The sequence below is a fragment of the Priestia sp. TRM10 genome (assembly GCF_057808375.1).
Window position 1 is genome coordinate 199,692 of record NZ_JBJZOT010000016.1, and the last position, 23,483, is coordinate 223,174.

General features: G+C 36.8%; 28 protein-coding genes. 15 read left to right on the plus strand and 13 right to left on the minus strand.

Annotated features, from left to right (window positions below):
* The 3 genes from ACK3CR_RS25125 to ACK3CR_RS25135 form a co-directional block, all read right to left on the minus strand.
* The gene (locus tag ACK3CR_RS25125; RefSeq protein ID WP_243515052.1) at nt 1-1,167 is read right to left on the minus strand and encodes a DUF819 family protein; all 1,167 of its coding nucleotides are present in this window, start codon (nt 1,165-1,167) and stop codon (nt 1-3) included.
* A gap of 102 nt (nt 1,168-1,269) precedes the next feature.
* Nucleotides 1,270-1,581, minus strand: a complete 312-nt coding sequence (locus ACK3CR_RS25130) for a DUF3870 domain-containing protein (protein ID WP_243515050.1) — start codon at nt 1,579-1,581, stop codon at nt 1,270-1,272.
* 152 nt (nt 1,582-1,733) lie between these two features.
* Complete coding sequence (locus ACK3CR_RS25135) at nt 1,734-2,183, minus strand: Rrf2 family transcriptional regulator (RefSeq protein ID WP_124051587.1); 450 nt, start codon at nt 2,181-2,183, stop codon at nt 1,734-1,736.
* 166 nt (nt 2,184-2,349) lie between these two features.
* Here ACK3CR_RS25135 and hmpA point away from each other — a divergent pair, with 166 nt between their 5' ends.
* The 3 genes from hmpA (at nt 2,350) to ACK3CR_RS25150 (ending at nt 5,094) form a co-directional block, all read left to right on the plus strand.
* Nucleotides 2,350-3,552 (plus strand): NO-inducible flavohemoprotein, encoded by a 1,203-nt coding sequence (hmpA, locus tag ACK3CR_RS25140; protein ID WP_430240059.1) that lies wholly within the window; start codon nt 2,350-2,352, stop codon nt 3,550-3,552.
* A gap of 139 nt (nt 3,553-3,691) precedes the next feature.
* Nucleotides 3,692-4,207 (plus strand): type 1 glutamine amidotransferase domain-containing protein, encoded by a 516-nt coding sequence (locus ACK3CR_RS25145; RefSeq protein ID WP_243515041.1) that lies wholly within the window; start codon nt 3,692-3,694, stop codon nt 4,205-4,207.
* Nucleotides 4,208-4,446: 239 nt separating this feature from the next.
* On the plus strand, nt 4,447-5,094 hold the full coding sequence (locus ACK3CR_RS25150; RefSeq protein ID WP_410914172.1) for a CAP domain-containing protein: 648 nt from the start codon (nt 4,447-4,449) through the stop codon (nt 5,092-5,094).
* A gap of 56 nt (nt 5,095-5,150) precedes the next feature.
* Here the strand turns inward: ACK3CR_RS25150 and ACK3CR_RS25155 are convergent, their stop codons facing one another.
* Nucleotides 5,151-5,372, minus strand: coding sequence for a DUF1128 domain-containing protein (locus ACK3CR_RS25155; RefSeq protein WP_019390581.1), 222 nt, complete (start codon nt 5,370-5,372; stop codon nt 5,151-5,153).
* A 167-nt stretch (nt 5,373-5,539) separates the two neighbouring features.
* Between ACK3CR_RS25155 and ACK3CR_RS25160 the strand changes: the two genes are divergently transcribed.
* The 3 genes from ACK3CR_RS25160 to ACK3CR_RS25170 are packed head-to-tail and all read left to right on the plus strand — an operon-like array spanning nt 5,540 to nt 7,220.
* Complete coding sequence (locus tag ACK3CR_RS25160) at nt 5,540-6,025, plus strand: low molecular weight protein-tyrosine-phosphatase (protein WP_243515035.1); 486 nt, start codon at nt 5,540-5,542, stop codon at nt 6,023-6,025.
* Nucleotides 6,022-6,363, plus strand: coding sequence for a hypothetical protein (locus tag ACK3CR_RS25165; protein ID WP_243515025.1), 342 nt, complete (start codon nt 6,022-6,024; stop codon nt 6,361-6,363). The genes ACK3CR_RS25160 and ACK3CR_RS25165 overlap by 4 nt, the downstream gene beginning before the upstream one ends.
* 23 nt (nt 6,364-6,386) lie before the next feature.
* Nucleotides 6,387-7,220 (plus strand): YihY/virulence factor BrkB family protein, encoded by an 834-nt coding sequence (locus ACK3CR_RS25170; protein ID WP_243515023.1) that lies wholly within the window; start codon nt 6,387-6,389, stop codon nt 7,218-7,220.
* A 214-nt stretch (nt 7,221-7,434) separates the two neighbouring features.
* Here ACK3CR_RS25170 and ACK3CR_RS25175 read toward each other — a convergent pair whose 3' ends face one another.
* Together ACK3CR_RS25175 and ACK3CR_RS25180 are read right to left on the minus strand one after the other, a co-directional pair.
* A complete protein-coding gene (locus ACK3CR_RS25175; protein ID WP_276517270.1) occupies nt 7,435-9,309 on the minus strand; it encodes a heavy metal translocating P-type ATPase in 1,875 nt (624 codons plus the stop codon).
* A gap of 242 nt (nt 9,310-9,551) precedes the next feature.
* Nucleotides 9,552-9,698 carry a BH0509 family protein gene (locus ACK3CR_RS25180; protein WP_019390587.1) on the minus strand — a complete coding sequence of 49 codons (147 nt, stop codon included), beginning with the start codon at nt 9,696-9,698 and terminating at the stop codon, nt 9,552-9,554.
* 160 nt (nt 9,699-9,858) lie between these two features.
* On the opposite strand from ACK3CR_RS25180, the gene ACK3CR_RS25185 reads away from it, so the two are divergent.
* Entirely contained in the window at nt 9,859-10,242 is a 384-nt protein-coding gene (locus ACK3CR_RS25185; protein ID WP_243515018.1) for an OsmC family protein, read from the plus strand.
* A 29-nt stretch (nt 10,243-10,271) separates the two neighbouring features.
* On the opposite strand, the gene ACK3CR_RS25190 is transcribed toward ACK3CR_RS25185, so the two are convergent.
* Entirely contained in the window at nt 10,272-10,682 is a 411-nt protein-coding gene (locus ACK3CR_RS25190) for a pyridoxamine 5'-phosphate oxidase family protein (RefSeq protein WP_243515015.1), read from the minus strand.
* Nucleotides 10,683-10,829: 147 nt separating this feature from the next.
* Between ACK3CR_RS25190 and cax the strand changes: the two genes are divergently transcribed.
* Both cax and ACK3CR_RS25200 read left to right on the plus strand, forming a co-directional pair.
* The gene (cax, locus tag ACK3CR_RS25195; RefSeq protein WP_243515011.1) at nt 10,830-11,888 is read left to right on the plus strand and encodes a calcium/proton exchanger; all 1,059 of its coding nucleotides are present in this window, start codon (nt 10,830-10,832) and stop codon (nt 11,886-11,888) included.
* A gap of 82 nt (nt 11,889-11,970) precedes the next feature.
* On the plus strand, nt 11,971-12,765 hold the full coding sequence (locus ACK3CR_RS25200; RefSeq protein ID WP_328123876.1) for a YfkD family protein: 795 nt from the start codon (nt 11,971-11,973) through the stop codon (nt 12,763-12,765).
* Between the two features lie 26 nt (nt 12,766-12,791).
* Here the strand turns inward: ACK3CR_RS25200 and yfkAB are convergent, their stop codons facing one another.
* Entirely contained in the window at nt 12,792-13,913 is a 1,122-nt protein-coding gene (yfkAB, locus tag ACK3CR_RS25205; protein WP_243515005.1) for a radical SAM/CxCxxxxC motif protein YfkAB, read from the minus strand.
* A 149-nt stretch (nt 13,914-14,062) separates the two neighbouring features.
* Here yfkAB and ACK3CR_RS25210 point away from each other — a divergent pair, with 149 nt between their 5' ends.
* The 6 genes from ACK3CR_RS25210 (at nt 14,063) to ACK3CR_RS25235 (ending at nt 19,689) form a co-directional block, all read left to right on the plus strand.
* Nucleotides 14,063-14,248 (plus strand): SE1561 family protein, encoded by a 186-nt coding sequence (locus tag ACK3CR_RS25210; RefSeq protein WP_019390593.1) that lies wholly within the window; start codon nt 14,063-14,065, stop codon nt 14,246-14,248.
* A gap of 80 nt (nt 14,249-14,328) precedes the next feature.
* Complete coding sequence (pdaA, locus tag ACK3CR_RS25215) at nt 14,329-15,108, plus strand: delta-lactam-biosynthetic de-N-acetylase (protein ID WP_243515001.1); 780 nt, start codon at nt 14,329-14,331, stop codon at nt 15,106-15,108.
* A 77-nt stretch (nt 15,109-15,185) separates the two neighbouring features.
* A complete protein-coding gene (locus ACK3CR_RS25220) occupies nt 15,186-16,049 on the plus strand; it encodes a DNA-3-methyladenine glycosylase family protein (RefSeq protein WP_243514988.1) in 864 nt (287 codons plus the stop codon).
* Nucleotides 16,050-16,103: 54 nt separating this feature from the next.
* Entirely contained in the window at nt 16,104-17,465 is a 1,362-nt protein-coding gene (rlmD, locus tag ACK3CR_RS25225) for a 23S rRNA (uracil(1939)-C(5))-methyltransferase RlmD (protein ID WP_328123887.1), read from the plus strand.
* A gap of 95 nt (nt 17,466-17,560) precedes the next feature.
* A complete protein-coding gene (locus tag ACK3CR_RS25230; RefSeq protein ID WP_243514985.1) occupies nt 17,561-18,265 on the plus strand; it encodes a VCBS repeat-containing protein in 705 nt (234 codons plus the stop codon).
* A 284-nt stretch (nt 18,266-18,549) separates the two neighbouring features.
* A complete protein-coding gene (locus ACK3CR_RS25235) occupies nt 18,550-19,689 on the plus strand; it encodes a DEAD/DEAH box helicase (protein WP_243514982.1) in 1,140 nt (379 codons plus the stop codon).
* A gap of 232 nt (nt 19,690-19,921) precedes the next feature.
* Here ACK3CR_RS25235 and ACK3CR_RS25240 read toward each other — a convergent pair whose 3' ends face one another.
* The 5 genes from ACK3CR_RS25240 to ACK3CR_RS25260 all read right to left on the minus strand — a co-directional run bounded on the left by ACK3CR_RS25240 (nt 19,922) and on the right by ACK3CR_RS25260 (nt 23,438).
* Nucleotides 19,922-20,089 carry a YfhD family protein gene (locus tag ACK3CR_RS25240; RefSeq protein ID WP_019390599.1) on the minus strand — a complete coding sequence of 56 codons (168 nt, stop codon included), beginning with the start codon at nt 20,087-20,089 and terminating at the stop codon, nt 19,922-19,924.
* An 89-nt stretch (nt 20,090-20,178) separates the two neighbouring features.
* Nucleotides 20,179-20,307, minus strand: coding sequence for a YfhE family protein (locus ACK3CR_RS25245; RefSeq protein ID WP_019390600.1), 129 nt, complete (start codon nt 20,305-20,307; stop codon nt 20,179-20,181).
* Nucleotides 20,308-20,475: 168 nt separating this feature from the next.
* The gene (locus ACK3CR_RS25250) at nt 20,476-21,027 is read right to left on the minus strand and encodes a GNAT family N-acetyltransferase (protein ID WP_243514979.1); all 552 of its coding nucleotides are present in this window, start codon (nt 21,025-21,027) and stop codon (nt 20,476-20,478) included.
* Nucleotides 21,028-21,335: 308 nt separating this feature from the next.
* A complete protein-coding gene (locus ACK3CR_RS25255) occupies nt 21,336-22,463 on the minus strand; it encodes an amidohydrolase (RefSeq protein WP_243514977.1) in 1,128 nt (375 codons plus the stop codon).
* Nucleotides 22,464-22,535: 72 nt separating this feature from the next.
* Nucleotides 22,536-23,438, minus strand: a complete 903-nt coding sequence (locus tag ACK3CR_RS25260; protein ID WP_243514975.1) for a TIGR01777 family oxidoreductase — start codon at nt 23,436-23,438, stop codon at nt 22,536-22,538.
* Nucleotides 23,439-23,483 lie beyond the last annotated feature (45 nt).

A 23,483-nucleotide genomic window follows, 5' to 3' on the forward strand; every position in this document is an offset into this window, starting at 1 on the left:
TTATAGTTTGGAAAGAATAAAGTTTGTAATAAGGCCAAAATACGTACCAAAAAAGCTGCCCATAATGGCCATAATGATGCCAATTGGAATTAATGAGCGATGAAAAGCTCCTGCTAGGATAGGTGCTGACGCAATTCCTCCCACGTTGGCAAGAGAAGCAACACCCATTGTGAATAAATCAAGTTTGAAAATTTTGGCTAGAAGAATCATGATTAAAGCATGAAACAACAGAATCATAAAACCAGATAAAATGTAGATAGGAGCTTGTAAAATCTGTGAGAAGTCTGCATGTGAAGCAATAAGTGCAATGACGATATAAAGCATCACTTTTGATAACTCCATTGAACCAGGAATTTTTGCTACTTTCGTCATAGCAAGCACAACACCTACAAAAGATGCAATAACGATGGTCCATGTTGTCCCATTTACAGCTTCCCCAAGCTCAGGAAGCCTATTTCCAATTGTTGTTGAAATTGCGGCTACGAAAAGTCCGAGTGCAAGCATCCCAAGCATTTCAACAAAGCCAATATTTTTAGATTCGCTTTCTTCAGATGAAGCAGCAAGCTCTGCCGTCACTTGGTCTAAGTACTTTGTATCTGTTTTTGTCCACTTATTAAAAACTTTTGCAAAAGGCACAAGCCAGAACATAAACATTACCCAAATGGAATAGTTAATCGTGTCCATAATAAGCGCGTAGCCGAAAATGCCTTCTGGAACGTTTAAAATATCTTGAAGGACCACCATATTGGCAGAACCACCTGTCCAGCTTCCGCTTAGTGCTGCGAACGCTTTATCAGTACCAGGTGCATAAAAACTTTGCAAAAGAGCAAAGGTAATGGCAAATCCCGCGATGATACTAAAAGAGGCTGCAAAGAAAGTAAGCAACATCTTAGGCCCAAGTTTAAACAGCTTCCGTAAATCACAGTGTAAAAGCATAAGCATCAGCATAGCAGGTAAAAGAGCGCCTCTTAAGGAATTATAAGTGCTATCCATTGAGTCACTCGTGCCAAACAGCCCAAATGTTTGCATAAGGGTACAGCCGATATAAATCAGCACAATGCCTGGTACGTATTTAAAAAACTTGCTTTTAATTTTGCTTTCAGCAAGCGCAACAACAGCTGTAAAGGCAATTAAAATGCTCACATATAAGAACCCATTTTCAATCATAAAAGCTCCTCCTTAAAATAAAATGAAAAAATCCAGCCCTTAGAAGAAAGCGTCCTCTAAAGGCTGGATTTCATCTGCGTGAAACAGATCAAGCAGCACTAATTATTTTAAACTATTATATTTAATGAGCGCATTTTTAAGCGCTACTGTTAATGCTTTTTGGGAAGATCCAAAATAACGATTTTGAATTTCAGCACATAGTTCTTCATAATCTTGAATGTTTTTATAAATGAGAATGGACTTAACAAATGCTGACGTAAGAGGAATAGTAGCTGAACAGTCTGCATCTATAATCATCCCTGTTGAGCGCTCTACAACAAGCGCGATAAAAAAAGCGTTATATTTTTGCGTAATCGGATTATTTGAAGATGTTTTCGCATCTCCAATAATATAAACAGTATCGTTTTTGAACACGAAAGTTCCTCCTGCTCGCTGCGGATATTACGGGCGAAATTTACTTTTAGAGTAAACAAACCTCATAATAAGAGACAAGCTTTAATCTTATTGTATTATATGGAGATAAAATTCTCAATATTTAAATAATTTATATGTATAAAAAAGACAACTTATTTTTTCGTTGTCTTTTCTGTTTGAAGTAAAAAGTAAAGTTCTGCTTCGTTTTGAATTAAATCTTCTAATGTATACTGCTTGAGAACAGCTAAAAAAGCTTTTAGCGCTTCCCTTAAAACACCTTTTAACTTGCAGGCAGAGGAGATTGCACAGCAGCTATTTTGCTGGAAGCATTCAACAATTTGAAAATCTTCTTCTGTTTGAGCTACAACGTCTCCAATATTAATATCTTGCGGAGCTTTGTTAAGAGCGATGCCCCCATTTCGTCCTCGAACAGTTTTAATCAAACCCATTTGTCCGAGCTGATGAGTCACCTTCATTAGATGATTTTTGGAGATGTTATAAGACTCTGCAATTTCCTTAATGTTGCTTAGTTTATGTTGATCACGCAACCCTAAATAAATGAGAACGCGCAAAGAATAATCCGTATACTGTGTTAATCTCATGGAACAGCCTCTTTCCTTTTATTCTTATCTACTATAATAGCATGTTTAATTTTTAAAGCTAAATGTGACAAATATTTTAAAGATGTATTTTATATATATCTTTTTAGACTATTTCGATGTACAATCAATCTGAAGTTAAAAAATCCCACTGAAGGTGTGATGAATAATGTTAAATGAATCTGTTATTAAAATTGTAAAAAGTACAGCTCCTATTCTTGCTGAAAGAGGAGAAGAGATTACAAAATGTTTTTACAAGCGTCTTTTTGAAGACTATCCACAATTGCTGAACGTATTTAATCATACAAACCAAAAGACAGGTGAGCAGCCTCGGTCTTTAGCAACAGCTGTATATGCTGCTGCCGTTAATATTGACAAATTGGAAAATATTACAGGTGCTGTTGTCCAGATTGCTCATAAACATCGCAGTGTGGGTGTACAGAAAGAGCATTATCCAATCGTTGGGGAGTACTTGTTAAAAGCTATTAAAGAAGTACTTGGAGACGCTGCAACAGATGAAGTACTACAAGCATGGGAACAAGCATATGGTGTAATTGCTAAAGCATTTATTGATGTTGAAAACACAATGTACGAAGAAGCTGAAAAAGGAGAAGGGTGGAAAGGATTTGCTCCATTTAAAGTTGTTCGTAAAGAAAAAGAAAGTGAGCTTGTTACATCCTTTTATCTAGAAAAAGAAGATGGGAAGTCCCTTCCTGCTTTTTTACCTGGTCAGTACATTAGTATTGAAGCACATATTCCAAATGAAGAATACACACATGTAAGACAATATAGTGTTTCATCCATTCCGAACAAGCAGTACTTACGCATTTCTGTAAAGAAAGAAGGAAAAGTATCATGCTACCTTCATGAAGATGTGCAGGTTGGAGACCTTCTTCAAATTAGCGTACCAGCGGGTGAATTTGTTTTAAAAGAGCATCATGGGGAGCCGCTTGTTTTCCTTGGTGGTGGCGTAGGTGTAACACCGCTAATGAGTATGCTTGAAACGTTGGTAGACCAAAAGTATAGTGGAAATATGACGTTTGTTCAAAGCTCATGTAATCGAAACTTACACCCTTTCTATGATCATGTACAAGAGCTTATGGATAAACATTCGTTTAAATCCTATAATTTCTATTCCAAACCAACTGAAGCGTGTGGGGAACATTATTTTAATGGAAGAATTAATGAAGAATGGATCAATCATAACCTCATACAACCAAATGCTCACTATTATGTTTGTGGACCAAAGGGATTTATGGAACAAGTTGTAGGTGCTTTGTATAAAAACGGCGTACCAGCAGATTGTATCCATTATGAATTTTTTGGCCCAAAACTTATGCTCGATGTTGAACAAGAGCAAGCAGTCTTATAAGAGAAAAATGAAAACCAGCTCACAATGTGAGCTGGTTTTTTTAATTGAGAGAGTTGAATAAAACGGCATGTTTAATTGAAATTTTAGCGGGTAGATTAATTATAGACATAAAACAATTTTATTTAGGAGTGGAGTTATTATGGGTAAAAAAATTGCAGTAGTACTAACAGATTATTTCGAGGATGTAGAGTACACAGATCCAGCTAAATCATTTAAAGAAGAAGGACATGAATTAACAGTAATCGGTGCTGAAAAAGGCAAAGATGTAAAAGGAAAGCAAGGAGAGACGACAGTGACAATTGATCAAAGTATTGAGGATGCAGATCCATCTCAATACGACGCTTTATTCATCCCTGGCGGTTTCTCACCAGATATGTTGAGAGCAGACGACCGTTTCGTAGCTTTTGCAAAATCATTTATGGACGATGAAAAACCTGTTCTAGCAATCTGTCATGGTCCACAGCTATTAATTACAGCAAAAACGTTAAAAGACCGTGGCGTAACAGGATTCAAATCTATTCAAGTAGACCTTGAAAATGCAGGGGCATCATTCCAAGACAAAGAAGTTGTCGTTTGTCAAAACCAACTTGTAACAAGCAGAACACCTGATGATATCCCAGCATTTACAAGGGAATCATTGAAAGTGTTATCTTAATATAATTTATTAGGGTTTTCTTACGCTGAAAAAAACCTTTTCATTATAGAAAACCTATAAAAGGAATAAATTAGCATGATGAACTAGAGAAAGAGTTATACCCTTTCTATATCAAGGGGTTTAGCTCTTTTTTGTATTTTTATAGAAAGTATTGGTAGCTTATAAAGGTTGATAGTTTACTAGTTTTTCTGCACAATGAAGAACGTGAGGGGGTCAAAAAATATAGGAGGTATTATTTTATGAAGAAACTTCGTGTATTAACAGTCGCAGGTGTGATGTCATTAGGAATTGTCGGTGCAACAGGGCAGGCTGATGCAGCATCTGTGCAAAACTCACAAATGAAAGAACATACGTACAGCTATACAGTACCTTGTGATGGCAGTACAGTAAATAGCGGTGATGTGACAAAAACAGCAGCAGCACCAACAGAGAAACAAACAAAAACAGCAGCACCAACAGAGAAACAAACAAATGCTGCAGAAAATCAAGCAGAATCATCTGATTCTAGTCAATATGCAGAACAAGTTGTTCAGCTTGTAAATAAAGAGAGAGAGAAGCAGGGTCTTAAACCTGTAACATTAGATAAAGAACTAAGCGATGTTGCAACTAAAAAGTCAGAAGATATGAAAGCAAAAGGCTATTTTGATCATACTTCTCCAACATATGGTTCACCATTTGATATGATGAAGCAATTCGGTATCGAATATAAATCAGCTGGAGAAAACATTGCTAAAGGCCAACAAACACCAGAAGAAGTAATGAATTCTTGGATGAACAGTGATGGACACCGCAAAAACATTCTAAATCCTAGCTTTACTCATATGGGTGTTGGTTATGTAGAAGACGGTAATTCAACATATTGGACACAAATGTTTATCGGAAAATAAGTATAGAACAAAAAACCTCTTACGCATACTAGGCGTAAGAGTTTTTTTTGTTCTACTTATTTGCGTAATGTACCGAGCTCTGTAGCAATGGCTTGCATTTCACTTGGACTAAACTGACGCTTGGCTTCTACCATCTCATAAATTTCACGAAGTTCTTCATAAGATTCTTCATCAAACTGCTCTGGTTTCATAACACCCATATTCATAATGTTTAACTTCTGGCTGATTTTTTCAACCATATATTTAATATTCTCTGCTGATTTCTCTTGCAAATTCACGCCTGTCATCCTTTCGTATTAAAAGCTTTTGTTTATTGTAACATGGAAAGAGAACAGAAAAGAAGAAAGGATTGAATTTCTAGGAGAGAAGAAGAAGGGTTAAATATTGTAGAACATAGTCGTTCTATGGGATTATAGAGTCAAGTTAACAAAAAAGGAGGAGTTTGATGATTCGTGTATTGTTCGTTTGTTTAGGGAACATTTGCCGTTCCCCAATGGCGGAAGCAGTTTTTCGAGATTTAGTCAAAAAAAAGAATTTGCAACATATCATAGAAATAGACTCAGCTGGGACAGGTAATTATCATATTGGGAAATCTCCGCATGAAGGAACTCTTCATATCTTAAAACAAAACAGCATAAGCAGTGAAGGGATTAAAGCTCGTCAAGTGAAAGAAGAGGACTTAGGGAACTTTGATTATATTATTGGGATGGATGCAGAGAATATAGGGAATCTACATCGTCTAGCTCGATACAATAAAACAGGATATATTGGACGTTTATTGGACTTTGTACCACAAGGAAAAGTTGATGATGTTCCTGATCCGTATTTTACTGGAAACTTTGAGGAAGTATATGATCTTGTAAAAGAAGGTTGTGCACGTCTACTAGATGAGATTATTTTGAAAGATTTGAAAAAGGAGGAATTGCAATGAGTATAGGAGGAAGAATGTTAACGAAAATGGCGCTTGGAGCTTTAATTGGTGCAGGAGCAGCTATGGCTGATCGGGAAACGCGCCAATATGTGATTCAAAAAGGAAAAAAAGCCGTAAGCTATACAACATGGGCAATTAAAAATCCTCGTGAAGTCTCAGAAGAGCTGAAGATTGTGTATGAAGATACAAGAGATCTTTTCAATAAGCTTGCAGATGATGTTTCATATTTAAATGATAAGTGGGATGAGCTAAAGGAAGCAACTCCTCCTATGTTAGAAGCTATTCATGATACAAAAGAGGTTATTGAGAAATGGAGAGGCGAAGAACCGAAACAATGAGCCAAAAATGAAGGAGAGAAAAAATGAAAAAAAGTGTTAAACATCAGCCATTTATCAAGGAGATGTTTCTTCGGTTTCATAGAGATGAAGTGCTTAATTTATCTGCTGAACTTGCTTATTTTCTGCTTCTCTCTCTTTTTCCATTTTTAATTTTCATGTTCACACTTATTGCCTTTTTACCTTTTCAAGGGGATGATTTGCTTGCTCTTGTGCGTCAATTTGCTCCTGAGGAATCACTCTATTTAATTGAGCATAACGTTCAAAACGTATTGAGTAAGCAAAATACATCGCTCTTATCATTTGGGGCGATTGCGACAGTTTGGTCTGCCTCTAACGGTATCAACGCGATTATTCGAGCATTAAACAGAGCCTATAATGTAAAAGAAACTCGTTCTTTCCTTATAGCGAGAGCAATTGCCATCTTACTTACTATAGCAATGATTTTTGTAATTGTTATTGCATTGCTTCTTCCTGTATTCGGAAAAGCGATTGGCGTTTACTTTTTCTCTTCTTTTGGAGCTTCAGAAGAATTTTTAGACGTTTGGAATATGCTTAGATGGATTGTGAGTATTGCCATTTTATTTATTGTTTTTACATTCTTATACCTATTTGCTCCAAGTAAGCGCCTAAGATTGTCACAAGTAGTACCAGGGGCCATTTTCACGACAGTAGGGTGGTCCTTTTCTTCGCTTGCTTTTTCGTACTATGTGAACAATTTCAGTAATTATAGTGCTATGTACGGAAGTCTTGGAGGCGTCATTGTGTTGATGATCTGGCTGTACTTATCAGGTATTATTCTCGTGCTTGGAGGAGAAGTTAACGGAATTTATCAAGAGAGGATAGAAGTAGAGGATTAACCAATGTTCTTCATGAATGTTTTGTGCTCTCTTTCCTATACTATAGGAGAAAGTTCTTATAAAGGAGAGATAGCAATGAGCAAGCATACAAAAAAAGGCGGAAGCCATAATAAACAAAATTCAAAACAATCTCCAAAACATAAAACAAGCGGCAGCCAAAATGGACAAAATGGCTACCATTAAATAAAAAAGCGCTCATCTGAGCGCTTTTTCTTTAGTTTTTAAGAAGGCGTAATCCATTTAAAATAACAAGAATTGTACTGCCTTCATGACCGATTACTCCAAGAGGAAGATCTAAAAATTGAAGAAAGTTTGAGCAAATTAACAGTACAATAATGCTGATCGAAAAGATGATATTTTGTTTTACGATAGCATTCATTTTTTTGGACAACTTAACAGCTTGAGCAATTTTAGATAAGTTATTTTTCATAAGAACAATATCAGCTGTTTCAAGCGCTACATCTGTTCCTTCTCCCATTGCAATTCCGATGTTTGCATGAGCAAGAGCTGGGGCATCGTTAATGCCGTCTCCAACCATTGCAACAGTTTCGTGCTCTTGTTTTAGAGCTTTTACATGTGTTACTTTTTCTTCTGGTAAGCAGCCTGCGATATAGTTTTCAACAGAACATTCTTTACTAATAGCAGAGGCTGTTTTTTCACTGTCACCTGTAAGCATAACAGTTTTAATACCAAGTTCGTTTAAAACAGAAATGGCCTCTTTTGCTTCTGGGCGAACTATGTCTTTTAAAGCAATCATTCCAATAATTCCTTGAGCATCTTTTGCATATACGACTGTTTTTCCTTCGGTCGCAAAACTTTCTGAAAGATTAGGACGAAATGCATGAGCCTCTTTTTTGAAAAATTCCCTTTTTCCAATTTTGATTTCTTGGTTATTAAGAGAGCCGATGACACCAAATCCAGGCACGTCTTCAAGTTGATCGGGCTGTTTTAGCTCCTTTGTTATCTTCGATTGAGCATGTTGCACAATTGACTGTGCAAGAGGGTGATGCGAGTAGCGCTCAATAGAAGCAATTATGTAAAGGAACTCTTCTTCTGATACATCTTCTCTTGTTACAACGTCTGTGACAGCTGGCGTCCCTTTTGTGAGCGTGCCTGTTTTATCAAAGGCAATTGCTTCAAGATGAGCCAATCTTTCGAGATGCAAACCACTTTTAAATAAAATTCCATGCCGAGCTCCGTAGGAAATAGCGGAAAGGGAAGCAGGTGTAATAGCTGCTACAAGTGCACAAGGAGATGCAACAACAAGCAAAATCATGGCGCGATAAAATGTCTCTGTCCAGCTCCAGTCTAAAAGAAAATGAGGTAAAAACATCATAAGAGCTACAATAATTAATACTGCTTTCACATAGACAGACTCAAATTTTTCAATGAAAAGTTGTGAAGGAGACTTTTCATTTTGGGCTTGCTGAACAAGTGTAATAATTTTTTGGAAAAGTGTATCTTTGGCAGGCTTTGTGACTTCTACTGTAACAGCTCCGTTTACATTAACAGTTCCTGCATATACTTCACTACCAATCTCCTTAAAAACAGGAACGGCTTCACCTGTAATGGCAGCTTGGTCAATGGACGTTTGACCACTTAAAATAGTGCCGTCAAGTGGTACGCGCTCACCCGGTTTAATTAACAGAATATCACCTTTCTTTATGTTAGAAAGAGAAACTGTTTTTTCTTTTCCTTCATAAAGAACTGTTGCTTCTTCTGGCTGGAGTTCCATTAATGAGGTTAGCTCTCGTTCACTTCTGTTCATTGTGTAAGTTTCAAGAGCTCCGCTTAAAGCAAAAATGAAAATTAGAAGAGCTCCTTCAAGCCAATAACCGATAATAGCTGAGCCAATTGCAGCAAGGAGCATGAGCATTTCTACGTTCAGCTCTTTTTCCTTGATTGTTTCTTCAATTCCTTCTTTTGCTTTAGCAAATCCACCAATTACATAAGCTAAAATAAAACTTCCAATGCCAAATTCACTGTAGTCTTGATTCATCAAGACCCAACCGATCACAATTAAGATTCCACTTACAATAGCAGCCGTCATTTCTCCATGTAAAACTAGAAAAGATGAACGCTCATTCATCGGCTGTTGTGGTGCTGATTGTACAACTGCTTCTCTTTCCATTTTCATTCCCCCTTAGCTAATTGAGAATTAGAATCAAAATCATTCCCTTAAAAAACACAGTGGTGCTGCTATCATGTGATAGCAGCACCAACTATAAAACCTATAGGAAATCTCTTGTTTCTAACTTTGTTTTTTATAGTATATCACTTATTTACTAAAAGGGAAATATTATAACTTAATAATTATTTTAATTTAGGTTTTTATTCTGCAATTTCTTCATGATAAAAATAAGTTGTGTTATAAACTTGCTCAAGGTCAGCATCCGTCATATACATGAAAAGCTCCATATCTACTGGTCTTACTCTTGAAATAAATTCGATCATATTTTTCCGTTCTTGTCTGCTCATATTCTCCATCTCCTCTTTTCTGTTTTAATACAGTTTATTTTACTTACTTGTATTATATAACAGCAAAAGAAAAATGTGTATCTTTTTTTTGAAAAAAATATTTTTCCGCTCATTGTATGAAGCTGTCAGCCGTGATATAAGGGAGAAAAGAGGTGAAGAAATGGAATTACAAAAAAGTGAAGGGTGTTTTAGTACAGAAAAGGAACATAACAGATTATATATATCAGGGAGTAATAAAAGAACGTTTTCTCCCTCAGAACTCATGATTGCATCAATTGCTTCGTGCAGTGGAGAAGTTTTACTCTCTACGTTAGAAAGAAAAGGGATAGCTATAACAGATATGAAAATAGAAACAAAGGAAAAGAGAAGTACTGGTCTTATCAAACGCCTTGAACATGTTCATCTTCATTACTTGTTAAGAGGTACTGCCTTAAAAGAAGAAGAAATCGGAAAAGTTATCCAATTATCTAAAAAAGTATGTCCGATGATTCAATCTGTGCAAGGAAGTATAAGCATTACTGAAAGTTTCTCAATTCATAAATAAAGAGGTGCTCATATTGAGCACCTCTTTATTTATAGCACTTGAGCTTTACTTCCAGGTTTTTCGTAGTAATAAATCTTTTTTGGTGTCAGTTGAAGAAGAAGATAGTTTGGATCCTCTGGACTGTCAATCCATTCCTTCAGCTGTTCGTTCCAAAATTTTTCTTTTAATGCTTTTGTTTCTTCAACTGTTGCTTCTGCTTCAATTTCAACATATGGACTATTCCATGAATCTTCTTTTCTTAGCAGAATATGAACATGGGGATTTTTCTCAATATCCTCTGCTTTATGAGTTTCTTTGTTTGTTGCTGTATAAAGTACAAGCTCTTCATGGAAAAACATCATAAAGCGAGAGAATGGTTGATCGTTCCGAATCGTTGCTAGCGTTCCTACTTTATAATTGTTTAGGATAGACAATACATGTTCTTTCAAAGCTTCACTCATCGTAAATAAGCCTCCTTTTCGTCTTTAATTTTCCTAGTTTTCGCTGTTTTAAACACACTTCCTAAAATCTTCTTCATAATAAGTGAAAGATTAGTTCAAAATAACGTAGATATATGAAGTGAAAAGCTATGAAGGGAGGCAGTTTGTTTGATTAATAAAGTCTTTCTTATTATTACAATTATTGGGGTTCCGCTCTCAGTTATTGGTCATCTTCTGCATTTTTCTCCACTTGTTATGTTTGGAGTATATTGTTTGACAATTATTGCTCTAGCAAGCTATATGGGGAGGGCAACAGAAAGTCTTGCAATTGTAACAGGCCCACGAATTGGAGGACTTTTAAATGCGACATTTGGAAATGCTGTTGAATTAATTATTTCGATTTTCTCTTTAAAAGCTGGACTTGTCACAATAGTACTAGCATCGTTGACGGGATCTGTGTTAGGAAATCTTTTACTTGTTGGCGGTCTTTCTTTTTTTGTTGGGGGACTGAAATTTAAAAGACAGACGTTTAATGTCTATGATGCGCGTCACAATTCAGGATTGCTTGTTTTCTCTGTTATGGTCGCTTTTGTTATTCCAGAAGTGTTTTCAAAAGGCATGTCAGAGCAAAATGCTATTAGTCTTAGCATTGGGACTTCTATCATCCTCATTTTTCTTTATCTTGCTGCTCTTTTGTTTCGTCTTGTCACACACAGAGGTGTTTATACACAAGAAGAGCAAAACGTTGCTCATGAAGAGGAAACAGCAGAATGGACGGCAAAACGAGCATTTGTAATCCTCGCATTAGCAACAATTGCTGTTGCTTATATTTCAGAAAGTCTTGTGGAGACATTTAAAATTGTTGGAGAAAGTTTTGGATGGAGCGAGTTATTTATTGGAGTAATTATCGTAGCTATTGTAGGGAATGCAGCTGAACATATTTCTGCTGTTCTTATGGCGTATAAAAATCGAATGGACGTTGCTGTTGAAATTGCGATTGGTTCAACACTTCAAGTTGCTATGTTTGTAGCTCCAGTGCTTGTATTATTATCTCTCTTGTTTCAAGAGTCGATGCCGTTAGTTTTTTCTTATCCAGAGCTCATCGCTATGTTTTCCGCAGTGTTTTTAACCGTAATTGTATCAAACGATGGAGATACGAATTGGTTTGAAGGAGCTATGTTATTGGGGGCGTATGTAATTATTGGAATTGGTTTCTATTTATTTTAAGAAAGAATGTTACGGATAAAAAAATAGGGATAAGAAAAAACTACGAACAAAGGAATTTCTTATTGTTGAAAGGAGTGTTAGAATGCTTCGTAAAGTAGTGTTAAGCTTTCTTATTTTTCTACTTGTATTTGGAGGAGTTTCCTCAATTTCTGCTGAAGGAAAGAAAAAAGGAAGCAGTGGCGTTGAAATTCCAGGGGCTACGTTAAACATTGGGAAAGAGAACACGTATCCTAATTCAAACCATGATTCTCCTTCTTTACAGCCTAGTGAGCTTACAAAAGAGCTTATCGAAACATCAAATGTTAAGATTGAAAGTCCAGACCTTATTCGCATGTTAAACGAGTCTTCTATTTCTTCTAATCCTCTTTCACTTGGTTTCAAGGCAACGGTCTATTTAGGGGAATGGGCACTGAACTATCAGTCAGATGAAACAAATACGAACTGGGAGTACCAGAATATTAATACGAATCGTTACGATAACCGAGGAGTTGAAAGTCCTGCTAAGATGTACTACAGACAAGAACAACAAAAGCAAGTTAAAGGTGGATTAACAGCTGACATCCCAAACGGGGACGAAGTAAAAAAGATGATGCTTTTAAAAGCACAAGAAAAAACAAAGCTCCCTCTTGCTTTTACGACGGTTGTTGGGGCAGGAACGAAAAAAGAAAGAGAATATACGGTACCAGCAAAGAAATTTGCTCAGCTTCACTCATATGTTCCCGCTGTAAGTGAGAAGGGGAAAGTCACATATGGGGAAGTGTATCTGGTTATTAAAGGAACGAAGCGAACAATTGTCGTGAAGAATGTTACATCACAAGGAATTGGAGCTTGGATCCCTGTTCAAGATCACTTATCTTTTATGTATCATGTTTCATAAAAAAGGTGCTCAGTTGAGCACCTTTTTTATAGGTTGGAAGACAGTTTTGTAAAATCTTTATCTTTGTAATAAGAATCACGTACTAAAATATTTGGTCCAAGACATTTCACCGCTGGACAGTGACAGCTTATTTCTTTTGAGATATTAGAATTTTGCCATGTTTGGAAAGCATCTAGAAGTTTTGTGTCCTGAATATTTCCAAGTGCTGGCGTATCTCCGAAATCTGTGACGATAATATCTCCAGAAAAAATGCTGACGTTCAGTCGTGAACGGCCATCAGGATCGTTTCGAACTGTAACATTTTTAGCACTATGAAGACGTTTTAAAAGTGCTAAATCTTCTTCATTTGAGCTACAAGGATAAAAAGGAAGCGTTCCAAACAGCATCCATACATTTTCATCTCGAACGTCTAACAAATCGTGAATCGCTTTTCTCATGTCTTTTAGAGAAAGGGTTTCAAGAGCACTTGCAAAGTCACTTGGATACATGGGATGAACTTCGTGTCGGCCACACTGCATTTCGTTAACAATTTGATGGTGAATATCTTTCATGTATGGTAGCGTTCGCTTGTTTAACATAGTTTCCGCAGAAACCATAACACCTGCTTTTGCAAGGGCTCGACTATTCTCGATCATTTTCTCAAAATATTTTGCACGCTGCTTATACGTTGGTTTGCGCTCCATCATCGCAAATCCGCCTTCAACAAACTCATCCATCGTTCCCCAGTTATGAGAAATATGTAAAACGTCCAAGTATGGAATAATAAGCTCATAACGAGATAAATCTAACGTTAAGTTCGAATTGATTTGCGTGCGCACACCACGTTCATGTGCATACTTTAATAGCGGCACAACGTAATTTTTTACAGATGAAAGAGAAAGCATTGGCTCTCCACCTGTAATGCTAATGGAACGAAGATGAGGAATTTCCTCTAGTCGCTGAATTAACAAATCTAATGGAAGAGCTGGATCATCTTTTGGTTGTAATGTGTAACCAACAGCACAGTGTTCACAGCGCATATTACAAAGAGTAGTTGTTGTAAACTCGACGTTTGTTAATGTTGGTTTACCAAACTCCTCGGTATCTAAATAAGCTTCCCACGGGTCGTACTGTGGGGTTATCGGTTTTAAAACCGTTTGTTTCATCATAAAAACTCCTTTAAAAAGAGAACCTGTCTCTCACATTATTTCATCAAACTAAATAAAGGGTACTAACGATTATTATGGAATTATCCGCTTTTAGTTGTCAATGCTGAAATCATTCGCTACCATTAAGAATGTGAAGGGAGAGTGTGAAAATGGGCAATGCAATTCACGATAAAGAAGCACAGCTTCAGTATTTAAGAACCCGTCTTGATATGTTTATGCACGTACTGGACTCTTTAGAGGCAGAAAATGCTGACATTGAAGATATTGACCGCCTTATTGGCATGATGGACGACCTTCAGCTAAAGTGTGAACAGTTCAAAAAAGACTGGAAGTAAAAGCAGTCAAATAATGGTGTGCATGAACTTGCTGACTCAAAGTCCAAACTAACAGTAAATGACTGAAAGGGGACTAGGGGATGCGTTATTTTCTTCTCGTGCTATGCATGATGTTAGCATTGCCAATGAGTATCTCAGCAAGTTCTTCGAACACACCTTACAACTGGGGATTTGCGAAAAACAAAGACCATGTAAAACCTGAAGTTGGAAAGCAGTATGAAGAAATGTTGAAAAGGCAAAAGTCTTTTTACGTTGGTAAAGACAAAAATGTCTATCTAACTTTTGATAATGGTTATGAAAATGGATATACACCAGGTGTTTTAGATGTTTTGAAAAAACAGAATGTCACAGCAACGTTTTTTGTGACAGGTCAGTTTCTAGAGAGTGAGCCTTCACTTGTAAAGCGAATGGCGAAAGAAGGCCATATTGTTGGAAACCATTCTTGGCATCATCCAGATTTTACACAAGTAAGTGATGAACGATTAAAAAAAGAGCTTAAATGTGTAAAAGATGAATATACAAAAATCACTGGAAAAAAAGAGATGCGCTACTTGAGACCACCAAGAGGGGTTTTTAGTGAGCGTGTTTTAGAAGTAGCTCGTAATGAAGGATACACGACAGTTTTTTGGTCTGTTGCATTTGTGGACTGGAAAACAGATCAGCAAAAAGGATGGCGTTATGCATACGATAATATTATGGAACAAATCCATCCAGGGGCTGTCATTTTGCTTCATACAGTGTCAAAAGACAATGCTGAAGCACTTGAGCGTGCCATCATTGATTTGAAAAAGCAAGGATATAAATTCAAATCTTTGGATCATTTAGTAAACGAAAAGCAAAAGGAGAAGTCTGCTGACTAAGCAGGCTTTTCCTATTTGCGTTTTAGCCCCTAGTTCGTTTACTATTATAAGGTTGACAAAAAGGAGGGGGAAGGGAAATGAGAATAGAAAAGAAATTAAAATCCCCATATGATTTTACCCACGTTTTTACCCGTCTTTCTCTGGATTCTTTACACAACATTGATCATGACTACAAAGGGATGAAAGTACCATTACGGATTCATAATATCCCTACTGTTGTTTATATAAAAAGTACTGGAACTGTCAAAGAGCCTTCGTGTGTTATCTATAGTGAAGATTCTCTAGATGAAAAAGCAGTTATGGAAGAGCTCTCACGCATTTTTCAGTTTGATCGAGACTTACAAAAAGTAGAAGATCATTTTAAAGAAACAAGTCTAGCGCCACTTTTTAAAAAGTTTCGCGGCTCTCCGCTTGTTTGTGAATTTAACCTTTATGGATGTTTAGTGAAAAATATTATTCATCAGCAAGTGAGTATGAAAGTTGCAGATCTTTTGACAGCTCGCTTTGTGAGAACATTCGGGACAATGGTAGACGAAGTTTTTGTCTACCCAGAGCCAGAAGAAATGGTTGCTCGCTCTATTGAAGAACTCCGCGAAATTGGATTAAGCGAGCGTAAAGCAGAGTATATTCTTGGTGTTTCTAGGGAAATTGTTTCAGGAACTTTGTCCCTGGAATCTTTACAAGAGCTTCCTGATGAAGAAGTTGTTAAAACTTTAGTTGAAATTCGCGGCATTGGTCCGTGGACAGCCCAAAATTTCTTAATGGCAGGATGTGGACGACAAAACTTATTTCCGAAAGCAGACCTTGGCTTACAGAACGCTGTTGCTAAGCTTTTTAACTTAGAAAAGCGACCAACCCTTTTACAAATGGATGAACTTAGTGAGGGATGGGCTCCATATTTAAGTTATGCAAGCTTGTATTTATGGAAAAGCATTGAATAACATTGAAGGAGGTGCAACCTTTTGAAAACAAACCAGAAGAGAGAAAAGGTTGAGATGAAAGTAAAAGTTGGACAACATGTGCCGCTTACAATCAAAAGACTCGGCATTAATGGAGAAGGTGTTGGGTATTTTAAAAAGCAAGTTGTATTTGTTCCAGGAGCGCTTCCAAATGAAGAAGTTATCGCGGAAATTACGAATGTGAAACATAAATTTGCCGAAGGACGTGTGAAACGCATTCGCAAAATGTCCGACGAGCGTGTCAAAGCTCCCTGTCCAATTTATGAAAAGTGCGGCGGCTGTCAGCTTCAGCATTTAACCTATGAAGGGCAGTTGAAAGCCAAACGAGACATTGTTGTTCAGGCATTTGAACGTCATGGTAATGTGCGCAATTTAGAAAAAAAGCTTGAACAAACAATTGGAATGGAAGAGCCATGGAAGTATCGTAACAAAGCTCAGTTCCAAGTAGGCCTTTTAAAAGGAAAAGTAATCGCAGGCCTTTATGGAGCAAATTCGCATCGTCTTATTAATATTAACGAGTGTATTGTACAGCGTCCTGAAACAACGAAAGTGATTAACAATGTAAAACAAATTCTTCAAGATTTGAAAATTTCGATTTATGATGAACGTAAACGTAAGGGGCTTGTTCGTACAATAGTGACTCGTATTGGAGTTTCAACAGGAGAAGTACAGCTTGTTCTTATTACTTCTAAAGAAGAGCTTCCTAAAAAAGATCTTCTTATTCAAGAAGTGAAAAAGCGCCTTCCAGAAGTGAAATCCATTATGCAAAATGTGAACGGTCAAAAAACGTCACTGATTTTTGGAGATAAGACATTTACGTTAGACGGAAAAGAAACCATTGAGGAAGTACTTGGCGACTTGTCTTTTGACTTATCAGCTCGTGCTTTTTTCCAGTTGAATCCAACGCAAACTGTTAAACTTTATAACGAAGTAAAAAAAGAAGCTGGTTTAACAGGAAAAGAAAAAATTGTAGATGCTTACTGTGGCGTCGGAACGATTGGTCTTTGGCTTGCTGATGAAGCAGGTGAAATCCGTGGCATGGACGTTATTGAAGATTCCATCGTCGACGCTAATAAAAATGCCAAAGCAAAAGGCTATGACAATGCTTATTATGTAGTTGGAAAAGCTGAGTATTGGATGCCGAAATGGGTAAAAGAAGGTTGGAAACCAGATGTCGTTGTTGTCGATCCTCCTCGCACAGGGTGTGATGAAAAACTTCTAAAAACCATTTTAGACGTCAAGCCGAAAAAAGTCGTATACGTTTCATGTAATCCATCAACTCTTGCTAAAGATGTTAAGATCTTAACAAAACTCTATAAAGTAGAGCGCATTCAGCCTGTGGACATGTTTCCTCAAACAGCACACGTCGAAAGTGTGACAACACTGAGCTTGAAATAGCAAAGGGAATAAGATATTTCTTGTTCCCTTTTTTAGTCGCAATATCTCTTTGTCGCCCATATACTGATACAAAAAGATTTGAAAAGGAGAAGACTATGTACTATTTCAGACAACATCTAAGCACTGTAGCCTTTACAACAGGAGATGTCACAGGAGATAAGGTGCCAGATTATATCTCGTTAGTCGGGGAGAAGACGGCTGATAGTCCCTTTATTCAGCATCTTCGTCTCCTTGTGAAAGATGGTAGAACAGGAAAGGTAGTAAGCGTGCCATTAACAGAAGATGCAGGATATGGTCCATCATTATTTGTGGGAGATGTTACAGGAGATAAAATAGATGATATTTTAGTAAGCATTGATTCAGGGGGAAGCGGTGGAATGATGTATCATAACCTCTATTCATTTGTAAACCTCACACCTCGGCTAATTTTTGATTCAAATGTATATAATGACTACTATAAGTATGAAGTCACGTATAAAAACGATAAAAAAGTAGAGGTCATAAGCGAGCGGAATCAGAAAAAATACATCATTGATATTTCGACAAGAGATAAGCAATATTTAGACGAGATATATAATAGTGATGGAACGTTAAAAGAGCCCATTAGTGGGTTTGTCAATCCAATTAGCGGATTGTATCCTGTGGACTTCGATCGAGATGGCGTGTATGAGCTTTTAGCTTATCAGCGAATTGCGGGTCGCTATAATGCAGATGCTTTGGGATATGTATTAAATACGCTAAAGTGGAGAAACCAAACGTTCTTCTTGCAAGATCAACAAGTTGCTATTTTCGGGTCGTAAAGCAAAAGATAGAGGAATAAGCTTATTTTTACCTTAGCCTATTTCCTTTATCATCTTTTTTTGCTAGGTGTAGAAGGGAGCACAAAGCATTCTTTTTGTACAACCTATTACATATTCTCGTACCTAAAAGGGAAAGAAAACGACTGTTGATTATTTCCCTTTTGTATATCTCCTGTTACTATAGAAAAGGGTTAATAAACTATAGACTTATCATTGAACGAAAAGAGTAAGAAATAAATTTACCAATAGATGAAAAACTTAGATTGTAAATAAAGGAGAATTTCATGAAAGACCAAGAATTTTTATCATCATTTCAGCCGTTTTTGCAAGAAAAGTGGGAAGAAGCAGGATTTGAAGCACCAACAGGCATTCAAAAGAAGGCTATCCCTGCAATTCTAGAGGGTGGAGACGTTATTGCAAAGTCCCCAACTGGAACAGGAAAAACACTTGCTTACCTACTTCCTTTAATTGAGAAGATTGATCCAAGCAAGCCGCATATTCAAGCCGTTGTCCTTGCTTCCTCACAAGAGTTAGTTATGCAAATTTTTGAAGAAGCTCAAAAGTGGACAAAAGGAAGCGATGTGAAAGTTGGCTCATTTATTGGAGGAGCTAACGTAAAACGTCAAGTTGAGAAGTTGAAGAAAAACCGCCCACATATTGCATTCGGAACACCTGGCCGTGTTAATGAACTAATTAAAATGAAGAAGTTCAAGATGCATGAAGTGAAGACAATTGTCATTGATGAAGGTGACCAACTTCTTATTCCAGAACACATTAGTACTGTTCAGGATATTATCAAATCTTCGCTAAGTGAGCGTCAAGTCTTATTGTTTTCAGCAACGTTAGCAGGAAAATCAGAGCAGCTTGCAGATGACTTAATGAGTGGAGAGCCACACATCTTTAAAATTGAGCGTGATGAGCTTACAGCGGCGAAAGTAGAACATATTTATTTTGTTTGTGAAGGGCGAGAAAAGCTTGATGTGCTACGTAAGTTTCTTCATGCTGAGAAGGTGAAAGCACTTGGGTTTGTACGTGATATCGGGAATCTTGTTGTTGCTGCTGAAAAGTTAGATTATAAAGGCATTTCGCTTGGTGTTTTGCATAGTGAAGCGAAAAAAGAAGAACGTGCAACAGCTCTAAAAATGCTTCGTAAAGGAGACATTCCTCTTTTATTAGCAACAGATGTAGCTGCACGCGGGTTAGATGTAGAAGGTTTAACTCACGTGATTCATGTTGATTTTCCACAAGATGTGACTCAATATACACATCGTTCAGGTCGAACAGGACGTGGTGGAAAAGAAGGAACAGTTGTTTCTATTGTTACACAGCGTGAAGAAAGAACATTAAAGCAGTTTGCAAAAGAGATGAACGTAAGCTTAACTAAGAAAGTCCTTTCAAGAGGTAAAGTAGTAGATGCAAACTAAAAAAGAAGCCTTCAAGGCTTCTTTTTTAGTTATCCACAAGAATTTTCACTAAAAACAGTGTATAAAGTCTGAATATTAACAACTTTATACACATTATCCACAGTTTTGTGGATGAAAAAGGTATTTTTGTCCCCATTCTTGTCCACATTAAAAAGCTCCAAAAACAAGTAATACACAATATAATCCACAATTTTCTTAAAATTGTGGATTATATTGTGTATAAGTAGAATGACTACTGGTTTTTCTGGCGCTTATGAGAAGCAATGGAGCGTTCCTTTGCTTTTAAATCTTCTGTATCAGCTAATTCATCTGAATACTCAATATCATGACCATCTGGTTTTACATGCTTTGGCATTTTTAATTTTTCTTTATAATAATTCTCTTGTTCTTTATCTTTCATAAAAAATTCTCCTTTCTTAACGTAGAAATAGTGCGTTTCAACAAATAGTTTGCGTTAAGAAAGGACAACATATGTGTGAAGAAATAAGATTATTTTGAGCGTTTTGGTGTAAAGCCGCCTGCTCGATCTGCCATTTTAAATTCATGTGAGTATGTTACTTGCTGTGAACTTGAAAGTGTATTTCTTGATAAGCGATCATGTTTCTTTTTTTCTGGCATAGAAGATCCCTCCAAACTGTTATAGTTTTAGTTTATCCATTTTCAATATCTTTAAACGAAAGGAAGGATAGGATGATTCGGACCATTTTAATGATTATCGGGATAATCGTTGTCATTAGTATTATTATGAATTTATTCTAAACAAACAAGCAGTCATTTGACTGCTTGTTATGCCTCTTTTGCTTGCTGTTCCTCGTCTTGTTGACGTAAGCGATAAAGAGTGTAGAGATCTTTTGGAATAGCAAAAAGGTGATACGTATCTTCTTTTTCATTAATTTCATTATATAAGCTTTTATAAAGTTCATTTGCATTAATAACGTATGGAAGTTTTTCAGCTGCTTTAATGGAACGAATATTGCTTTTTCGAATTTTCATAAAGATACGCTCCATTCCAAGCTCATAGAATAGTTCATCAAAGAAAGCATCTTTTGCTACTTGGTTATATCCTTTTCCATGATATGGTTTACCAAGCCAAGTGCCGAGAAATCCTGCTCCCTCTTCAATATCAAATAGATTAATGGTGCCAATTGGAGCACCCCATTCATCTGTAATTGTTCGTGATATAAGCTCTCCTCGTTCTTCTGCTTCAAGAAGCTGTTTTGTTATGAAAATAAATTCATCATAGGACGCCGGTTTATGACGCACAAAAGGGAAGACTTCTGGATGCACCATAAGCTCATATAAATTTTGACAATCATGTAAATCACGTTTTTTTAACATAGGGTTCCCCTCCATGCGAGGGCAGAATGATAGCATGCTAAAAAACCACCCTCGAAATTTTTTTATAAGTTCAAAAAAATTTCGGGGTGGGAATCGAACCCACTAGAACCAAGTAAAACTTGGTGGCGCACCATTTGCCTTCCCATTTCCAGAAAACAGTATTGACTAAAAAAAGTGACGACTTTTATTAGAAATGAATATCTTTTTTTAGACTGTAAAAGAAGATATTCAGCAAAATCTTAAGGTCGTAAATGAAAACTTCTTAGATATAATACTAAAATTTTTTGTAAAAAGGAATAGGCAAAATGTTAATTTTTTTTAAAGAAAATTTCTCCACCAATCATTGTTAAAAAAGGCTTTGCTAAGTAATGGAAGGGATGATAATTCCACAGAACAAGATCTGCATCTTTTCCTTTTTCAATGCTGCCAACTTTATTATCGATGCCTAAGTTTCGAGCAGGGAAAATAGTAATACCTTCAAGTGCTTTTTGCTCATCTAAACCTTCCCGAACAGCAAGGGAGGCACATACATTTAGATATTGAACAGGTGTGTAAGGGTGGTCTGTTGTAATAGAAACTTCAACATTTTGTTCTGTTAGGGCACTATAAGTTTTCCAGCTCTTATTACGGAGTTCAACTTTTGAACGGCGTGTTAATGTTGGGCCTACGGAAACTTTTAAATCTCGTCCTCCTAAGGCAGAAGTAATGAGATGCCCTTCTGTACAGTGTTCTATTCGTAAATCAAGTTCAAATTCATCAGCAAAGCGAAGAGCCGACAAAATATCATCAGCTCTATGTGCATGAATACGTACAGGAATTTCACGATTCAATGCTTTTACAAGTGGCTGGATGCGTAAGCTATCTGGGTTATCTGTATATTTTGCTTCATAGAAAGCTTCTCGCAACATTCCCATGATGCCCATTCGTGTAATTGAGTCTTTGTTTCCTTGACTGTGAATACGTTTTGGGTTTTCACCAAGCGCAATTTTTAGACCTGCTGTTTCTTTCATAAGTAAATCTGTAATGTTTTTGGCACCTGTTTTAATAACAGATGTTGTACCACCTATTACATTCATGCTTCCAGGCATAACATGAACGGTTGTGATGCCATATTCAATTGCATCAGCGAACCCTGAATCAAGCGGATGAACGCTGTCAAATGCTCGGATATGAGGAGTTAGGGGTTCAATGGTTTCGTTCGCATCATTTCCCGCCCAACCAGTTCCTTCATCGTAAAGACCAAGATGTGTATGAACATCAATAAACCCTGGGAATAGAAACAATCCTTTACAATCGATAACTTCCATTTCTTCAGTTAACTCAATGCTTGGTCTAACATCTTCAATTTTATTGCCAACAACAAGCACATCGCCTTTTGGTAACATCTCGCTTGTAATTGGAAAAACAGATGCATTTTTAAACAAGATTTTCTTCATAGTTTTAGCCCCTGTAGTTTTTTACCTATTTTACCATGATAGAAGAAAAAATAACCTTTAAAATATCGAAGATTATCTTTTCTTTAAAGTATTAAATGCTTCTCTTATTTCTTTATGCAAAAACTTATAGCCGTGTTCTTCAAGTTTCTTTGGCAATGCTTTTTGGCCTTCTAAGACGAGCATGCTCATTTCACCGAGTACACCTTTAATAGCTGGACTCGGTACTTTTAACCAGTGAGGCCTATTTAGAGATGCACCAAGCTCCATTCCGAATGTTTTCATTCGAACTGGCTGCGGGGAGGTGACATTAACAGGGCCGCTAATGTTTTCATTTATACAAAACTGAAGAATATTAACAACATCTTCAATATGCACCCATGATACCCACTGTTCTCCAGTACCAATCGTTCCGCCAACTCCTATTTTATATGGCATTTTCATCATTGGAAACGCACCTCCGTCACTTCCTAGCACAATGCCAAAACGGGTGAAAACTGTTCTTACTCCATATTTCTCTGCCTTTTTAGCTTCATGTTCCCACTGTTTTACTGTTTTTGCGAGAAAATCCTCTCCTTGTGAAGGAGAATCTTCCGTAAATACAGCTGTTTCAGAAGTTCCATAGTATCCAACAGCACTTCCATTTATGAGAACTTTCGGTGGCATTTTCATTTTTTGAATCATATGAACAATTGACTTCGTCGCTGCAACCCGACTATCAAAAATGGAGCGTTTATTTTTTGTTGTCCATCTATTTTGAATGGACGCTCCAGCAAGATTTATAATAGCATCAACACCATCTAGCTCAACCTCAGGATTTGTTCCTTTTGTGAGCCATGGAACATAATGCAAGTGAGGCGTTGTCGAAGCTTTTTCTTTATTTCGTGTTAAAATGTAAACAGCATGATGTTCGGATATGAGTTTATCAGCAAGCTTAGAACCGACAAATCCTGTTCCTCCGGCAATAGCAATTTTCATAAAATCCTCTCCTTTATAAGGGATAAAATACATTAATAAAGGCGG

What these genes read in the sequence shown, in the direction of transcription:
- ACK3CR_RS25125 (WP_243515052.1), bottom strand. Translation starts at nt 1,167, where the DNA reads ATGATTGAAAATGGGTTCTTATATGTGAGCATTTTAATTGCCTTTACA.
- ACK3CR_RS25135 (WP_124051587.1), bottom strand. Translation starts at nt 2,183, where the DNA reads ATGAGATTAACACAGTATACGGATTATTCTTTGCGCGTTCTCATTTAT.
- hmpA (WP_430240059.1), top strand. Translation starts at nt 2,350, where the DNA reads ATGTTAAATGAATCTGTTATTAAAATTGTAAAAAGTACAGCTCCTATT.
- ACK3CR_RS25145 (WP_243515041.1), top strand. Translation starts at nt 3,692, where the DNA reads ATGGGTAAAAAAATTGCAGTAGTACTAACAGATTATTTCGAGGATGTA.
- ACK3CR_RS25150 (WP_410914172.1), top strand. Translation starts at nt 4,447, where the DNA reads ATGAAGAAACTTCGTGTATTAACAGTCGCAGGTGTGATGTCATTAGGA.
- ACK3CR_RS25160 (WP_243515035.1), top strand. Translation starts at nt 5,540, where the DNA reads ATGATTCGTGTATTGTTCGTTTGTTTAGGGAACATTTGCCGTTCCCCA.
- ACK3CR_RS25165 (WP_243515025.1), top strand. Translation starts at nt 6,022, where the DNA reads ATGAGTATAGGAGGAAGAATGTTAACGAAAATGGCGCTTGGAGCTTTA.
- ACK3CR_RS25170 (WP_243515023.1), top strand. Translation starts at nt 6,387, where the DNA reads ATGAAAAAAAGTGTTAAACATCAGCCATTTATCAAGGAGATGTTTCTT.
- ACK3CR_RS25175 (WP_276517270.1), bottom strand. Translation starts at nt 9,309, where the DNA reads ATGAATGAGCGTTCATCTTTTCTAGTTTTACATGGAGAAATGACGGCT.
- ACK3CR_RS25180 (WP_019390587.1), bottom strand. Translation starts at nt 9,698, where the DNA reads ATGAGCAGACAAGAACGGAAAAATATGATCGAATTTATTTCAAGAGTA.
- ACK3CR_RS25185 (WP_243515018.1), top strand. Translation starts at nt 9,859, where the DNA reads ATGGAATTACAAAAAAGTGAAGGGTGTTTTAGTACAGAAAAGGAACAT.
- ACK3CR_RS25190 (WP_243515015.1), bottom strand. Translation starts at nt 10,682, where the DNA reads ATGAGTGAAGCTTTGAAAGAACATGTATTGTCTATCCTAAACAATTAT.
- ACK3CR_RS25200 (WP_328123876.1), top strand. Translation starts at nt 11,971, where the DNA reads ATGCTTCGTAAAGTAGTGTTAAGCTTTCTTATTTTTCTACTTGTATTT.
- yfkAB (WP_243515005.1), bottom strand. Translation starts at nt 13,913, where the DNA reads ATGATGAAACAAACGGTTTTAAAACCGATAACCCCACAGTACGACCCG.
- ACK3CR_RS25210 (WP_019390593.1), top strand. Translation starts at nt 14,063, where the DNA reads ATGGGCAATGCAATTCACGATAAAGAAGCACAGCTTCAGTATTTAAGA.
- pdaA (WP_243515001.1), top strand. Translation starts at nt 14,329, where the DNA reads ATGCGTTATTTTCTTCTCGTGCTATGCATGATGTTAGCATTGCCAATG.
- ACK3CR_RS25220 (WP_243514988.1), top strand. Translation starts at nt 15,186, where the DNA reads ATGAGAATAGAAAAGAAATTAAAATCCCCATATGATTTTACCCACGTT.
- rlmD (WP_328123887.1), top strand. Translation starts at nt 16,104, where the DNA reads ATGAAAGTAAAAGTTGGACAACATGTGCCGCTTACAATCAAAAGACTC.
- ACK3CR_RS25230 (WP_243514985.1), top strand. Translation starts at nt 17,561, where the DNA reads ATGTACTATTTCAGACAACATCTAAGCACTGTAGCCTTTACAACAGGA.
- ACK3CR_RS25235 (WP_243514982.1), top strand. Translation starts at nt 18,550, where the DNA reads ATGAAAGACCAAGAATTTTTATCATCATTTCAGCCGTTTTTGCAAGAA.
- ACK3CR_RS25240 (WP_019390599.1), bottom strand. Translation starts at nt 20,089, where the DNA reads ATGAAAGATAAAGAACAAGAGAATTATTATAAAGAAAAATTAAAAATG.
- ACK3CR_RS25245 (WP_019390600.1), bottom strand. Translation starts at nt 20,307, where the DNA reads ATGCCAGAAAAAAAGAAACATGATCGCTTATCAAGAAATACACTTTCA.
- ACK3CR_RS25250 (WP_243514979.1), bottom strand. Translation starts at nt 21,027, where the DNA reads ATGTTAAAAAAACGTGATTTACATGATTGTCAAAATTTATATGAGCTT.
- ACK3CR_RS25255 (WP_243514977.1), bottom strand. Translation starts at nt 22,463, where the DNA reads ATGAAGAAAATCTTGTTTAAAAATGCATCTGTTTTTCCAATTACAAGC.
- ACK3CR_RS25260 (WP_243514975.1), bottom strand. Translation starts at nt 23,438, where the DNA reads ATGAAAATTGCTATTGCCGGAGGAACAGGATTTGTCGGTTCTAAGCTT.